We start from the raw sequence: 13869 nt of genomic DNA, 5'->3' as shown, positions 1-13869 counted from the left end.
CCTGGCGTTTCCGCATGCTCCGCCCTGGGGCTAAGGTCACCGCACATCGGTGACCCCTGTCACCACGTTGTCCGTACCCCCAAGGACGAGGTGAAGCACCATGCGTGCACCCAGGCCGAAGGTCGCGATCGCGGCCGTCGCGGTCGCGGCCCTCGCGGTAGCAGGCTGCGCCGAGAGCGACCGCGACAGTGGCTCCGGAGGTAGCAAGAAGGACACCCTCGTCTTCGGCGTCGCCGGAGACCCGAAGGTGCTCGACCCCAGCTTCGCCAGCGACGGTGAGTCGCTGCGCGTGGCCCGCCAGGTCTTCGAGACCCTGGTCCGCCCCGAGGAGGGTGGCACCAAGGTGACGCCGGGCCTCGCCGAGTCCTGGACCCCGGACGCGGCGGGCACGACCTGGACCTTCAAGCTCCGCTCGGGCGTCAAGTTCCACGACGGCTCCGACTTCAACGCGGAAGCCGTCTGCGTCAACTTCAACCGCTGGTACAACGCCAAGGGCCTCATGCAGAGCCCGGACGTGACCGCGTACTGGCAGGACGTCATGGGCGGGTTCGCCAAGAACGAGAACCCGGACCTGCCGCCGAGCCTCTTCAAGTCCTGCACCGCCAAGGACGCCACCACCGTCGACCTGGCGTTCACCCGGGTCTCCAGCAAGATCCCGGCCGCGCTGATGCTGCCGTCGTTCTCGATCCAGAGCCCGAAGGCGCTGGAGCAGTACGACGCCAGCAACGTCACCGGCACCGCCGAGGACATCAAGTACCCGTCGTACGCGATGGAGCACCCCACCGGCACCGGGCCGTTCAAGTTCAAGTCGTGGGACGTCGCCAACAAGACGCTCACCATCGAGCGCAACGACGACTACTACGGCGACAAGGCCAAGCTGAAGACCATCATCTTCAAGACCATCTCCGACGAGAACGCCCGCAAGCAGGCGCTCCGCTCGGGTGACATCCAGGGCTACGACCTGGTCGGTCCGGCGGACGTGGAGCCGCTGAAGAAGGAGGGCTTCAACGTCCTCACCCGCCCGGCCTTCAACATCCTCTACCTGGCGATCAACCAGAAGGGGAACCCGAAGCTGGCCGACATCAAGGTCCGGCAGGCCATCGCGTACGCGTTGAACCGGCAGGCGCTGGTCGACTCGAAGCTGCCCCCGGGCGCCAAGGTCGCGATGAACTTCATGCCCGACACCGTCGAGGGCTGGAACGGCGACGTCACCAAGTACGACTACAACCCGGAGAAGGCCAAGCAGCTGCTGGCCGAGGCCGGCGCGACGAACCTGACGCTGAAGTTCCACTACCCGACCGAGGTCACCCGGCCGTACATGCCGAACCCGAAGGACATCTTCGAGCTGCTCTCGGCGGACCTCAAGGCGGTCGGCATCAACGTCCAGGCCATCCCGCTCAAGTGGAGCCCGGACTACCTCAACGCCACCACCTCCGGCAGCAAGCACGACCTGCACTTCCTCGGCTGGACCGGTGACTACGGCGACGCGTACAACTTCATCGGCACCTTCTTCGACCGGCCGAAGGACGAGTGGGGCTTCAACAACCCCGCGCTCTTCGCCCAGTTCAAGGACGCCGACACCACCGCCGACGCGGCGGCTCGGACGGAGAAGTACAAGGCCCTCAACAAGGCGATCATGGACTTCCTGCCGGGTGTGCCGATCTCGCACTCCCCGCCGGCGATCGTGTTCGGCAAGGACGTGACCGGGATCAAGGCGAGCCCGCTCACCGACGAGCGGTACGCGACCGCAGAGTTCAAGTGATCTGAAGGCACTGACGCGGGCGGGCGCTGTGACCACAGCGCCCGCCCGCACCCCTCCGCACCCCCTCCGAGGCGCCCGTGTTCCGGTTCATCGTCAGACGCCTGCTACAGCTGATACCCACGCTGTTCGGGCTCTCCGTCCTGCTGTTCATCTGGCTCCACCGACTTCCCGGCGGGCCCGAGACCGCGATCCTCGGTGAACGGGGCACGCCCGAGACGCGCGCCGCCATCCGGCGCAACCTCGGCCTCGACGAGCCGATCCTGGTCCAGTACGCCCGCTTCCTGCGGCGGATGATCCGGCTCGACCTGGGCACCTCGACCGGTACGAAGCGAGCGGTCACCACGGAGTTCGTGGAACGGTTCCCCGGCACCGTCGAGCTGACGATCATGGCCATGATCCTCGCGGTCGGCATCGGCATCCCGCTCGGCTACCTGGCCGCCCGCCGGCGCGGCCGGTTCCTCGACCACGCCTCCGTCGGCGGGTCGCTGATCGGCATCTGCATCCCGGTCTTCTTCCTGGCCTACGTGCTCAAGGCGATCTTCGCGGAGAACCTGGGCTGGTTCCCGTCCAGCGGCCGGCAGGACCCGACCATCGGGGCGACCCGGGTCACCAACTTCTTCGTCCTCGACGGGCTGATGACCCGCGAGTGGGACGCCGCCGCCGACGCGCTCTGGCACCTCGTGCTGCCGGGCATCGCGCTCGCGAGCATCCCGCTCGCGATCATCGTCCGGATCACCCGGGCCAGCGTGCTGGAGGTGCTCAACGAGGACTTCGTGCGGACCGCCGAGGCCAAGGGCCTGACCGAGCGGACCGTCCGCCGCCGGCACGTGCTGCGCAACGCCATGCTTCCGGTGGCCACCTCGATCGGTCTGCAGACCGGTCTCCTGCTCTCCGGCGCGGTGCTCACCGAGACCGTGTTCGCGTTCAGCGGCATCGGCGCGTTCGTCGCGGAGTCGATCAGCCAGCGTGACTATCCGGTGCTGATGGGCTTCATCATGATCATTGCGGTGGTGTACGTGCTGGTGAATCTCCTGGTCGACCTCTCCTACAGCGTGATCGACCCGAGGGTGAGGGTGCGATGACCATCACCACAGGCAAGAAGCGCGAGAAGATCGACCGGCTCGCCGAGCTGGCCGCCCGCGACGACGAGCAGGGGGTGAGCCTCTGGAAGGAGGCGTTCCGCCGGCTCCGGCGCAACCCGGCCGCCGTCATCGGCGTGGTGATCCTGGCGGTCTTCGTGCTGGTCGCCGTCATCGGGCCGTTCCTCGTCCCGTACAGCCCGACGGACTCCATCGGCATCCGCGAGGGGCTGGTCAAGTCCGGCCAGGGCATCATCCCGGGCGCCTCCGCCGACCACTGGCTCGGCTTCGACCACCAGGGCCGGGACGAGTTCAGCCGGCTGATCGTCGGCGCCCGGCAGACACTGCTGGTCGGCGTGGTCTCCACCCTGATCGGCCTCGCGGTCGGCGCGTTCATCGGCGGCGTCGCCGGCGCCGCGGCCGGCCTCGGCGGGCGCTGGGGACGCTGGATCGACACCACCCTGATGCGCTTCATCGACATGCTGCTGGCCATGCCGAGCCTGCTCCTCGCGGTGAGCATCGCGGCGCTGCTCGGCGCCAGCCTGACCACCGTGATGATCGCGGTCGGCGTGGTGTCGGTGCCGATCTTCGCCCGGCTGCTGCGCGGCTCGATGATCGCCCAGGCCAACAGCGACTACGTGCTGGCCGCGACGTCGCTCGGGGTGAAGCGGTCGAAGATCGCCCTCACCCACGTGGTGCCGAACTCGATCGCCCCGGTCATCGTGCAGGCCACCCTGACGTTGGCCACCGCGATCATCGAGGCGGCCGCGCTGTCCTTCCTCGGCCTCGGCAACCCCGACTCGGCCATTCCGGAGTGGGGCGTCATGCTCGCCGACGCGCAGCCCTACCTGGGCATCCGCCCCGGGCTGGCGGTCTATCCGGCGCTCGGCATCATCATCACCGCGCTCGGATTCACCCTGCTCGGTGAGGCGATGCGCGAGGCCCTCGACCCGAAGCTGCGGAAGTAGGTACCCGTGAGCGCGAGGAGTGAGCTTGCGAGCCCCGCAGTCGCGAACGAAAGGTCGGCACAGCATGGCGCTTCTTGAAGTCAACGACCTCTCCGTCACGTTCGCCCGGCGCGGGCAGCGCACCGTGCACGCGGTGGACGGGGTGTCCTTCTCGGTCGACGCCGGTGAGGTCGTCGGCCTGGTCGGTGAGTCCGGCTGCGGCAAGAGCGTCACGTCGCTGGCCATCATGGGCCTGCTGCCCAAGCAGCCGGGCCTGCGGGTGGGCGGCAAGGCGGTCTTCGACGGCACCGACCTGCTCCAGCTCGACGACCGGTCCCGCCGCGACATCCGCGGCCGGGACGTCGCGATGATCTTCCAGGACCCGCTCTCCTCGCTGAACCCGGTCATCCCGATCGGGCTCCAGGTGACCGAGGTGCTCACTCGGCACCGGGGGATGAAGGGCGAGGCGGCCACCAGGGAGGCCGCCGAGCTGCTCGACCGGGTCGGCATCCCGGACCCGCGCCGCCGGCTCAAGGAGTATCCGCACCAGCTCTCCGGCGGCATGCGGCAGCGCGCGCTGATCGCCATGGCGGTCGCCTGCCAGCCCCGGCTGCTGATCGCCGACGAGCCGACCACCGCGCTGGACGTCACCATCCAGGCGCAGATCCTGGAACTGCTCAAGGACCTGGTCCGCGACTCGGGCACCGCACTCGTGATGATCACGCACGACCTCGGCGTGGTGGCCGGCATGTGCGACACCGTCAACGTGCTCTACGGCGGTCGGGTGGTGGAGACGGCCACCCGCCGTCCGCTGTTCCGCCAGCCCCGGCACCCGTACACCGAAGGTCTGCTCGCTTCGGTGCCCCGCCTGGACGCCGGCCGGGGCGAACGGCTGAACCCCATCCCCGGCTCGGTGCGCGACCTGCTGCCCTGGCCGGACGGCTGCGCGTTCGCCCCGCGCTGCCCGCGCCGGGTCGACGACTGCGTGGGTGAGCCGCCGGAGCTGGTGATCGCCCACGACGGGCGGGGCTACCGGTGCGTCAACCCGGTGCCGGTGCCCGGCCTGACCCCCGGTGCGGACGTCGCGGCCACCGTGCCGACCGAGGCCGCGCCCGGCGCGGTGCCGGCCCAGGCCGAACCCGCCGACCCGCCGGCCGTGCCGGGCTTCGGACCGGCCGCGCGCGAGGAGGAGACACCCCATGAGTGACAACGAGATCCTCGTCGAGGTCCGCGACCTGAAGGTGCACTTCCCGATCCGGCGGGGGCTGCTGTTCGACCGGACCGTCGGCCACGTCAAGGCGGTCGACGGCGTCGACCTGAGCATCCCGCGCGGGAAGACGTACGGCCTGGTCGGCGAGTCGGGCTGCGGCAAGTCCACGCTCGGTCGGGCGCTGCTCCAGCTCACCCCGCCCACCGCAGGCGAGGTGACGTTCGACGGCGTCGAGCTGACCACGCTGCCCGCCGGCAAGCTGCGGTCGATGCGGCGCCGGATGCAGATGATCTTCCAGGACCCGATGTCCAGCCTGGACCCCCGGCAGAACGTCGAGTCGATCCTCACCGAGGGCCTGCAGACGCACGGCATCGGCGCCGACCGCGACGAGCGGCGCCGGATCATCGGCGAGACGCTGGACGCGGTCGGCCTGCCGAAGTGGGCGCTCTCCCGCTACCCGCACGAGTTCTCCGGCGGCCAGCGGCAGCGCATCGGCATCGCCCGGGCGCTGGTCCTCGGGCCGGAGCTGATCGTCGCCGACGAACCGGTCTCCGCGCTGGACGTGTCGATCCAGGCCCAGGTGGTCAACCTGCTGGACGAACTCCAGGAGAGCCTCGGCCTGACCTACCTGGTGATCGCGCACGACCTGGCCGTGGTGCGGCACATCTCCGACATGGTCGGGGTGATGTACCTGGGCGCGCTGGTCGAGGAGGCGCCGAGCGAGCGGCTCTACACCGAGCCGCTGCACCCGTACACCCGGGCGCTGATGTCGGCCGTGCCGGTCCCGGACCCGGACGTCGAGGACCGACGCGAGCGCATCCTGCTCGCCGGGGACCTGCCGTCGCCGGCCAACCCGCCGTCGGGCTGCCGGTTCCACACCCGCTGCCCCTGGGCCCAGCCGACCCGGTGCGCCGACGAACGACCCGAACTGCGGCCGATCGGCGGAAGCCGGGTGGCCTGCCACTGGGCCGAGCAGATCGCCGCCGGCGAGCTGCGCCCGCACGAGGTGACCGCGACGATCAGTCGGCCCGAGGGCGAGGGCGAGGAGCCGGGCGTGGTCTCCGCGCCCAGCGAGCCCGGCTCGTACGTCTGACCGCGCGGCGGCGCGTCCCCACCCGGATCCGGACGGGGACGCGCCGCCCGCTCAGCCCTCGGGGCGGTTGAGCAGGCCCACCGCGATCGTGTGCACCGCGTCCACCGAGGCCGGGTCGGCCAGCGGGGCGCTGCCGCCGGTCACCGCGTACCACTCGTCGGCGTCCTTGTACTGCACCCGCAGCGTCACCCGGCCGTCGGCGTGCTCGGTGCGCAGGGTCAGCTCGCCGGTCACCACGCCGACCTCGTCGGTCATCACCCCGCCCGGACCGGCGGTGATGTCGGCCGTCCGGGCGGCCGGCCCGGCCGGGGCGCCCCCGGCCGGCGCGCCCGGCACGGCGTCCGCGGACATGCCCGCCCCGGAGACGTCGGCGGGCTCCGGCTGCCGACCGTCCGCCGTCATCCCGGCCGAGGCCGGCCCGGTCGCGCTGGTGTCGCCGCCGGCCGCCGCGGCGTCGTCGCCGGTGGCGTCCGGCGTCCTCTCCGGCGCCGGTGTGCCACCCGCCCCGGTCACGGCTTGCTCGCCCATGTGCAGCCCTCCAGCATGTCGGTGAGGGCGGCCTTCTCGGCACTGGTCACCGTCAGCCGCCAGTAGTGCTTGACCGTCACCCAGTCCGCCGCGTACTGGCACCAGTACGACCGGTTCGCCGGCTTCCACTGGGACGGGTCCTGGTCACCCTTTGCCCGGTTGGAGCGCAGAGAAACCGCGATGAGCTGCGGCCGGGTCTGGTCGTTGGCGAAGTCACCGCGCTTCGAGTCGTCCCACTCGTCCGCGCCGGAACGCCACGCGTTGGCCAGCGGCACGATGTGGTCGATGTCCACGTCCGAGGGATCGGTCAGCACCACCCCGTCGTAGGCACTCTCCCACCGCCCGCCGACCACGTTGCAACCGGAGAGCTTGATGCCCTCGCCGTCGCGCTGCAACACGGTGTCCCGGACGTCGCAGTTCTTGCCGGTGTCCCGCCAGTGCGGGAAGTGGGATCGGCTGTAGCCCTTCATCGACCCCGCGGCGGCCACGGTCAGCTCGCCGAGCTGCTGGTTCACGTTCCCGGCGGCGCTGGGTGGCGCGTCCGGCTCGGTGACGGCGGGGTCACAACCGGCCGCGCCGAGGGCGAGCACCGCGGCGAGCGCGGCGGTCAGCCCGGCTCGGAATCCTGATCTCGTACGCACAGACGACACCTCTCCAGCTTGCGGGCTCCGGGCGAGTCCGCACAGTACCCGGCGGCGGTTTCCGTGATTCGTGGCGTCGAGGGTGCGGCGCCGGGCAGAGTGGAGAGCCGTGACCGCACCCGCTCCCGCACTGCGTACCGGCTCGGCCGCCGGGCGTGGCACCCTGCTCGCCGCGATCCTCGCCTCCGGCATGGTGTTCCTGGACAGCACCGTGGTCAACGTCGCGCTGCCGCGTCTCGGCGCGGAGCTGGACGCCACGGTGGCCAGTCTCCAGTGGACCGTCAACGGCTACCTGCTGATGCTGGCCGCGTTCGTCCTGCTCGGCGGCGCGCTGGGCGACCGGTTCGGCCGGCGACGAGTCTTCCTGATCGGGGTGGCCTGGTTCGCCGTCGCGTCGGTGCTCTGCGGGCTGGCCCAGGGCACCGGCTGGCTCGTCGCCGCCCGGTTCCTCCAGGGCGCGGGCGGGGCGCTGCTCACCCCCGGGTCGCTCTCCGTGCTCCAGGCCAGCTTCCATCCCGACGACCGGGGCAAGGCGATCGGCACCTGGTCCGGCCTGTCCGGTGTGTCCACCGCGCTCGGGCCGCTGCTCGGCGGCTGGCTGATCGACACGCTCTCCTGGCGGTGGATCTTCTTCGTCAACCTGCCACTGGCCGTGGGTGTGGTGCTCGCCGCGATGCGCTGGGTGCCGGAGAGCCGGGACGAGGCGGCCTCGCGTACCGGGGGAGGGCGGGGGTTCGACGTGGCCGGCGCGCTGCTCGGCGCGCTGGCGCTCGGCGGCGTCACGTACGCGCTGATCGACGCCCCGGCGCAGGGCGCCTCCCCGGCGGTGCTGGCCGCCGCGGTGGTCGGGGTGGTCGCGGTGGTGGTCTTCGTGCTCGTCGAGCGGCGGCGCGGAGACACCGCGATGCTGCCCACCGGGCTGTTCTCCAGCCGGCTCTTCTCGGTGCTCAACGTCTTCACCGTGGTGGTGTACGCGGCGCTCGGCGGGTTCACCTTCTTCCTCGCCGTCTACCTGCAGAACGTGGTCGGCTGGTCGGCGCTGCTCACCGGCCTGGCCACGGTGCCGATGACGCTTCTGCTGCTGGTCGGCTCGCCCCGGGCCGGCGCGCTGTCCGCCCGGATCGGCCCCCGGCTGCCGCTCACCGTCGGCCCGGTGGTCGCCGCGGCGGGCCTGCTGCTGCTGCGCCGGGTCGGGCCGGGCGCCTCGTACTGGGTGGACGTGCTGCCCGGCGTGGCGCTGTTCGGCGCCGGGCTCACGCTGGTGGTCGCCCCGCTCACCACGTCGGTGCTCGGTGCCGTGGCGGACCGGTTCGCCGGGGTGGCCAGCGGCTTCAACAACGCCGCCTCCCGCGCCGGCGGCCTGCTCGCGGTGGCCGCGTTGCCGCTGCTGGTCGGGCTCTCCGGCACCGGGTACGAGCAGAAGGGCGCGTTGGCCGACGCGTACCGGGGGGCGATGGCGTGGTGCGCGGGGCTGCTGCTCGCCGGCGCCCTGCTCGCCGTGGTGCTCATCCACCGCCCGGTGAAAGGAGGGGCCCCCTCTTAACGCCTCCGGTAGAGGAGGGGCCCCTTGTTAACGCCGACGCCCAAAGGGCGCGGGGGTGTTAATAAGGGCCCCTTCCTCTGCGCGAAGCGTTAAGAAGGGGCCCTTCCTTGCACCTCAGGCGCGGGTGCGGTTGACGGCGCTGGTGACCGCCTTGATCGAGGCGGTGACGATGTTGGCGTCCACCCCGACACCCCACACCGTGCGGCCGTCCACCTCGCACTCCACGTACGCGGCGGCCTGCGCGTCACCGCCGGAGGACAGCGCGTGCTCGTGGTAGTCGAGCACGCGTACCGCCACGCCCAGCGACTGCAACGCGTTGACGTACGCGTCGATCGGGCCGTTGCCGACGGCGGTGAGCGGTCGGGTCTCGCCGTCGACGCCGACCCGGGCGTCGATCTCGACCTTGCCGTCGACGGTGCCGATCGTGTAGCCGGTCAGCGTGACCGCCGGGTCGACCTGGTGGTCGACCAGGTAGTTGCGGGCGAAGATCTCCCACATGGTGCCCGGCTCGACCTCGCCGCCGTCGTGGTCGGTGACCTCCTGGACCACGCCGGAGAACTCGATCTGGAGGCGGCGCGGCAGGTCGAGCTGGTGCTCGCTCTTCATGATGTACGCGACGCCGCCCTTGCCGGACTGCGAGTTGACCCGGATGACCGCCTCGTAGGTGCGGCCCAGGTCCTTCGGGTCGATCGGCAGGTAGGGCACGGCCCAGGTGAACTCGTCCACCGCCACCCCGGCCGCCGCCGCGTCGGCGTGCAGCGCGGCGAAGCCCTTGTTGATCGCGTCCTGGTGGGAGCCGGAGAACGCGGTGTAGACCAGGTCGCCCGCGTACGGGTGGCGCTCGTGCACCGGCAGCTGGTTGCAGTATTCGACGGCGCGCTTGACCTCGTCGATGTTCGAGAAGTCGATCATCGGGTCGATGCCCTGGGAGAACATGTTCAGGCCGAGCGTCACCAGGTCGACGTTGCCGGTGCGCTCGCCGTTGCCGAACAGGCAGCCCTCGATCCGGTCGGCGCCGGCCAGCAGGCCCAGCTCGGCGGCGGCCACGCCGGTGCCCCGGTCGTTGTGCGGGTGCAGGCTCAGCGACAGGCTGTCCCGCCGGGGCAGGTGCCGGTGCATCCACTCGATCGAGTCGGCGTAGACGTTGGGCATCGCCATCTCGACGGTGGCCGGCAGGTTGACGATCAGCTTCCGGTCCGGGGTGGGATCGACGACCTCGATCACCGCCGCGCAGACCTCCAGCGCGTACTCCAGCTCGGTGCCCGTGTAGGACTCCGGCGAGTACTCGTAGTGGATGTCGGTGTCCGGGGTGTGGATCTCCGCGTACTTCTGGCAGAGCCGCGCGCCCTGGGTGGCGATGTCGGCGATGCCGTCGCGGTCCAGGCCGAAGACCACCCGGCGCTGGAGCGTCGAGGTCGAGTTGTAGAAGTGCACGATGGCCCGGCGGGCGCCGCGCAGCGACTCGAACGTCCGCTCGATCAGGTGCTCCCGGCACTGGGTCAGCACCTGGATGGTGACGTCCTCGGGAATCAGGTCCTGCTCGATCAGCTGGCGCACGAAGTCGTAGTCGGTCTGGCTGGCCGACGGGAAGCCGACCTCGATCTCCTTGTAGCCCATCTGCACCAGGAGCTGGAACATCCGGCGCTTGCGCTCCGGCGACATCGGGTCGATCAGCGCCTGGTTGCCGTCGCGGAGGTCCACCGCGCACCAGCGGGGCGCGGTCTCGACGCGGCGGGTGGGCCAGGCGCGGTCGGGCAGGTCGACCCGGAACTGCCGGTCGTACGGGAGGTAACGGTGGACCGGCATCCGGCTGGGCCGCTGGCGGGCGAACGGATCGGTCTCGGTGACAGGTTGAGCCATCTCGGAGTGCTCCCTGGAACATGTGGCGTCAGCAGATCGGACGGTGTCGGCGAGATGCCGGGCGACGGTGCGCGGCGATGCCGAGAAGAAGATCGGATGTGCTGGACGGCGCGGTTCAACTCCGCGACGAGGTGCCGGCCGGTCAGGCCTCGTCGCGGCAGCCAAGGAGAAGGTACGCCTGCCACATGACAGGGTCACCCTACGTGGTGGGACGGGTGGTGGGAAGGCTGGTCCGGACTATGGGACCGGAGTCACCGCTTCGGTGGACTCCGGCACTCCGCCCAGCCGGGGCGTCCGCTCCGCCCAGGCCACCGCCGGCACGATCGCCGACCCGACCAGCACGAAGATCGCCGCCGTCGGATACCAGCCCCAGCCGCCGGTCGTCACACCGAGCGCGGTCAGCCCCGCCGGGGCGATCAGGTACTGCACCTGCTCACCGAGCCGCAGCGCCCCCACGTACGCGCCGCGCTGGTCGTCCGGCGGAAGCGTGGCGGTGAGCCCCCAGGTGCCCGCCGACTCGATCAGCTCGGCCAGGATCAGCAGCGTCGCGGCGGCCACCAGCACCACCACGGTGAGTGCGCCCCGGGTGACCCCGGAGATCGGCAGGACCAGACAGAAGAGCGCGATCAGCAGGCCCCCGCGGCGGGAGGCCCGCGCCGCGCCCGCGGCCGTGTCGGCACCTCGGCTGACGCGTACCTGGAGCAGCACGATCAGGACCGTGTTGAGCAGCACCAGGGCGGCGATCACGGTCTTCGGGGCGTCGGTGTGGGTGAGGATCCAGAGCGGCATGACCGTCAGGTAGAGCACCCCGTGCGCGGTGAGCAGCCCGGACAGCAGGGACACCGCCATGAACGGCCGGTCCCGCAGTACGGCGAGCCGACCCACCGGCTCCACCGGCCGGGTCACCTGCGGCAGTCGGGGCAGCCGTCGAATGAAGAGGGCCGTGACCAGGAAGACCGTCGCGATGAACCAGACCATTCCCCGGTACGCCTCGATCGTGTCCACCGCCAGCACCAGGCCGCTGATCACCGCGCCCAGCCCGAAGCCGACGTTCAACGACGACCGCTGGTACGCCATCGCGGTGACCCGTTCGGCCGGCGGGAGCGCGTTGATCGAGTAGACCTGACGGGCCACCCCGGTCGACGCGTCCACCGCCGCCAGCGCCACCACCACGGCGAGGAAGCCCGCGAAGCCGCCCACGAACGGGTACGTCGCGAAGAGCGCGGCGTTCAGCACCAGCCCGACCACCCAGACCCGCTGCGGCCCGTACCGGTCGGTGAGCCCGCCGAGCGGCACCGTGCCGAGCAGTGACACGCCTGCCGCGATGGACAGACCCAGCCCGACCTGGGCGGCGCTGAGCCCGAGGGCCCGGGTGAAGAAGACGGCGCTGCCGGCGTGGAACAGGCCGCTGCCGACGGCTCCGACCATGGCCTGCACGGCCAGCGCGCGGGTCAGCCCGGCCGGCGGTACGACGTTTCGGACAGCGGTACGGATGGTGTCTCTGGCCCCCATGGCTCGGAAGTGAACCGTCCCCCACGGGATCGGTCGAGCCTTTTAGGCTGGGCCGAATCCTGCTCCGGGGGTGCCTGTGTCCGAGTTGCGCTTCAGCCTGGCGGACGTGGCGGGCGTGCGGCTCGCCGTGTCGCCGGTCAACGAGACGGTCATGAGCATGTGGGCGCTGGCCGACCCGCTCCGCTATCCGGTGCACCTGCCCTGGATCGACCGCGCGCGGGTGACCCTGCGCCGTCCCGAGGTCGCCACCCGGGTCCGACCGCTGACGGAGCTGACCTGGCGGGGTTGCCCGTTGCCCGACTTCCTCACCCCGGCGGCCCGCCCGAACGTGGAGATGGCCGAGCAGCTCGACCAGATCGCGGCGACGCCGCCGGCCGTGGTGGTCCAGGACCTGATGGCGACCACCCCGCGCCGGCCGCTGAGTCCGTTCGGGCTGGCGCTGCTCGCCGACCCCCGTGGGCTGCTGCCGCAGCTCGTCGACGCGGTGCGGGTCTGGTACGACGAGGCGATCGCCCCGGACTGGCCGCGGATGCGCGCGCTGCTCGACGCCGACGTGACGTACCGCGCGGCCCAGCTCGCCGAGAGCGGCGCCGGCCGGTTCTTCGAGCAGCTCCACCCGAGCCTGCGCTGGCTCGGCGATCGGTTGGTCAGCGACGATCCGTTCGAGCGGGACTTCGACCTGCGCGGTCGCGGGTTGGCGCTCAACCCGACGGTGTTCACCGACCGGCGGGTGCTGTGGAACCTGCTGGAAGACTCGTTGCCGGCCGGGGCGTATCCGGTCCGGGCGGTCGGGACGCTCTGGGAGGTGGCCACACCGCCGCCCGGCGACCCGCTGGCCAGGGTCCTGGGCCCCGGCCGGGCCGCGTTGCTGCACCTGCTCGACTCGGCGGTGACCACGACCGATTTGGCCCGGCTGACCGGGATGTCGGCGGGAAACGTCTCCCAGCACCTCACCGCGCTGCACGCGGCCGGGCTGGTCGCCCGCTCCCGGGCTGGGCGGCACGTGCTCTACCGCAACACCGACGTCGGCGCCGCTCTGCTTCGGGCTGCCCGCGGCACCTGACCGGGCCGCCTTCGGTGGCGGACGCGGTCGATCGTCGGAGGCTCAGCGCAGCAGCAGGGCGGGCAGGGGGCGCCGGCGGCGCAGCGCGGTCTCCCGGGCGTACAGGTCGGGCGGGAGCGTGGCCGGGTCGCCGAGGCGGCCGACGGCGACCACCACCAGCGGCCGGACGTCGTCGGAGAGGTCCAGCTCGGTGGCGAGGCGGGGCCGGTCGAGCCGGGTGAGCTGGCGTACGTGCAGGCCCAGCGCGGTGGCCTGCACGGTGAGGTGGGCGACCGCCTGGCCCAGGTCGTAGGCGCTCCGCTCGGGGTCGTCACCGGCGTGCGCGGCGAGCAGCAGGGCGGCGGCGTGCCGGGCCCAGCCCTGGTCGGCGTCGGGCAGGCCGACCAGGATGCGCTTCCAGGTCTCGTCCTGCCGGTGCCCGAGGGCGAACCGCCACGGCTGGGCGTTGCCCGCGGAGGGGGCCCACCGGGCGGCCTCCAGCAGGGTGGCTTCCTCGTCGGTGCTGAGCCGCGCGTCGGGGTCGAAGGCGCGCGGGCTCCACCGGAAGGCGAGCAGCGGGGTCAGGTCGGCCATGGGGGACAGACTTCCCCAGGGGTGTGTCATCGGGCCGCCCCGGGGTCGTCAGATGTGG

The 13869-nt window shown here is 71.7% G+C and carries 12 protein-coding genes; 7 read left to right on the top strand and 5 right to left on the bottom strand.

Annotation, left to right across the window (positions count from 1 at the left end; genetic code table 11):
• Positions 1 to 100: 100 nt before the first annotated feature.
• The 5 genes from O7600_RS17365 to O7600_RS17345 all read left to right on the top strand — a co-directional run bounded on the left by O7600_RS17365 (position 101) and on the right by O7600_RS17345 (position 6091).
• Positions 101 to 1762, top strand: a complete 1662-nt coding sequence (locus tag O7600_RS17365) for an ABC transporter substrate-binding protein (protein ID WP_281588668.1) — start codon at positions 101 to 103, stop codon at positions 1760 to 1762.
• 77 nt (positions 1763 to 1839) lie between these two features.
• Positions 1840 to 2844: an ABC transporter permease gene (locus tag O7600_RS17360; RefSeq protein ID WP_091568422.1), complete on the top strand. Its 1005-nt coding sequence runs from the start codon at positions 1840 to 1842 to the stop codon at positions 2842 to 2844.
• A complete protein-coding gene (locus tag O7600_RS17355; protein ID WP_281588665.1) occupies positions 2841 to 3809 on the top strand; it encodes an ABC transporter permease in 969 nt (322 codons plus the stop codon). The genes O7600_RS17360 and O7600_RS17355 overlap by 4 nt, the downstream gene beginning before the upstream one ends.
• 64 nt (positions 3810 to 3873) lie before the next feature.
• The gene (locus O7600_RS17350; RefSeq protein ID WP_281588663.1) at positions 3874 to 4995 is read left to right on the top strand and encodes an ABC transporter ATP-binding protein; all 1122 of its coding nucleotides are present in this window, start codon (positions 3874 to 3876) and stop codon (positions 4993 to 4995) included.
• Positions 4988 to 6091, top strand: a complete 1104-nt coding sequence (locus tag O7600_RS17345) for an oligopeptide/dipeptide ABC transporter ATP-binding protein (RefSeq protein ID WP_281588660.1) — start codon at positions 4988 to 4990, stop codon at positions 6089 to 6091. The genes O7600_RS17350 and O7600_RS17345 overlap by 8 nt, the downstream gene beginning before the upstream one ends.
• Before the next feature lie 51 nt (positions 6092 to 6142).
• Here the strand turns inward: O7600_RS17345 and O7600_RS17340 are convergent, their stop codons facing one another.
• Together O7600_RS17340 and O7600_RS17335 are read right to left on the bottom strand one after the other, a co-directional pair.
• The gene (locus tag O7600_RS17340) at positions 6143 to 6619 is read right to left on the bottom strand and encodes a hypothetical protein (protein ID WP_281588658.1); all 477 of its coding nucleotides are present in this window, start codon (positions 6617 to 6619) and stop codon (positions 6143 to 6145) included.
• The gene (locus O7600_RS17335) at positions 6601 to 7260 is read right to left on the bottom strand and encodes an HNH endonuclease family protein (RefSeq protein ID WP_281588656.1); all 660 of its coding nucleotides are present in this window, start codon (positions 7258 to 7260) and stop codon (positions 6601 to 6603) included. Before O7600_RS17335 ends, O7600_RS17340 begins: the two co-directional genes overlap by 19 nt.
• Before the next feature lie 109 nt (positions 7261 to 7369).
• On the opposite strand from O7600_RS17335, the gene O7600_RS17330 reads away from it, so the two are divergent.
• A complete protein-coding gene (locus O7600_RS17330) occupies positions 7370 to 8803 on the top strand; it encodes an MFS transporter (protein ID WP_281588654.1) in 1434 nt (477 codons plus the stop codon).
• Positions 8804 to 8917: 114 nt separating this feature from the next.
• Here the strand turns inward: O7600_RS17330 and leuA are convergent, their stop codons facing one another.
• On the bottom strand, positions 8918 to 10663 hold the full coding sequence (leuA, locus tag O7600_RS17325; protein ID WP_281588652.1) for a 2-isopropylmalate synthase: 1746 nt from the start codon (positions 10661 to 10663) through the stop codon (positions 8918 to 8920).
• A gap of 237 nt (positions 10664 to 10900) precedes the next feature.
• A complete protein-coding gene (locus O7600_RS17320) occupies positions 10901 to 12175 on the bottom strand; it encodes an MFS transporter (protein ID WP_281588650.1) in 1275 nt (424 codons plus the stop codon).
• Positions 12176 to 12251: 76 nt separating this feature from the next.
• Between O7600_RS17320 and O7600_RS17315 the strand changes: the two genes are divergently transcribed.
• Positions 12252 to 13238 (top strand): ArsR family transcriptional regulator, encoded by a 987-nt coding sequence (locus tag O7600_RS17315; RefSeq protein ID WP_281588648.1) that lies wholly within the window; start codon positions 12252 to 12254, stop codon positions 13236 to 13238.
• Positions 13239 to 13280: 42 nt separating this feature from the next.
• On the opposite strand, the gene O7600_RS17310 is transcribed toward O7600_RS17315, so the two are convergent.
• On the bottom strand, positions 13281 to 13811 hold the full coding sequence (locus O7600_RS17310; RefSeq protein WP_281588646.1) for a nitroreductase family protein: 531 nt from the start codon (positions 13809 to 13811) through the stop codon (positions 13281 to 13283).
• Positions 13812 to 13869: the final 58 nt, after the last annotated feature.

The sequence above is a fragment of the Micromonospora sp. WMMA1998 genome (genome assembly GCF_027497375.1).
Taxonomy (GTDB): domain Bacteria; phylum Actinomycetota; class Actinomycetes; order Mycobacteriales; family Micromonosporaceae; genus Micromonospora; species Micromonospora sediminicola.
This window is presented reverse-complemented; position numbering and strand designations above follow the sequence as displayed.

What these genes read in the sequence shown, in the direction of transcription:
- O7600_RS17365 (WP_281588668.1), top strand. Translation starts at nt 101, where the DNA reads ATGCGTGCACCCAGGCCGAAGGTCGCGATCGCGGCCGTCGCGGTCGCG.
- O7600_RS17355 (WP_281588665.1), top strand. Translation starts at nt 2,841, where the DNA reads ATGACCATCACCACAGGCAAGAAGCGCGAGAAGATCGACCGGCTCGCC.
- O7600_RS17350 (WP_281588663.1), top strand. Translation starts at nt 3,874, where the DNA reads ATGGCGCTTCTTGAAGTCAACGACCTCTCCGTCACGTTCGCCCGGCGC.
- O7600_RS17345 (WP_281588660.1), top strand. Translation starts at nt 4,988, where the DNA reads ATGAGTGACAACGAGATCCTCGTCGAGGTCCGCGACCTGAAGGTGCAC.
- O7600_RS17340 (WP_281588658.1), bottom strand. Translation starts at nt 6,619, where the DNA reads ATGGGCGAGCAAGCCGTGACCGGGGCGGGTGGCACACCGGCGCCGGAG.
- leuA (WP_281588652.1), bottom strand. Translation starts at nt 10,663, where the DNA reads ATGGCTCAACCTGTCACCGAGACCGATCCGTTCGCCCGCCAGCGGCCC.
- O7600_RS17320 (WP_281588650.1), bottom strand. Translation starts at nt 12,175, where the DNA reads ATGGGGGCCAGAGACACCATCCGTACCGCTGTCCGAAACGTCGTACCG.
- O7600_RS17310 (WP_281588646.1), bottom strand. Translation starts at nt 13,811, where the DNA reads ATGGCCGACCTGACCCCGCTGCTCGCCTTCCGGTGGAGCCCGCGCGCC.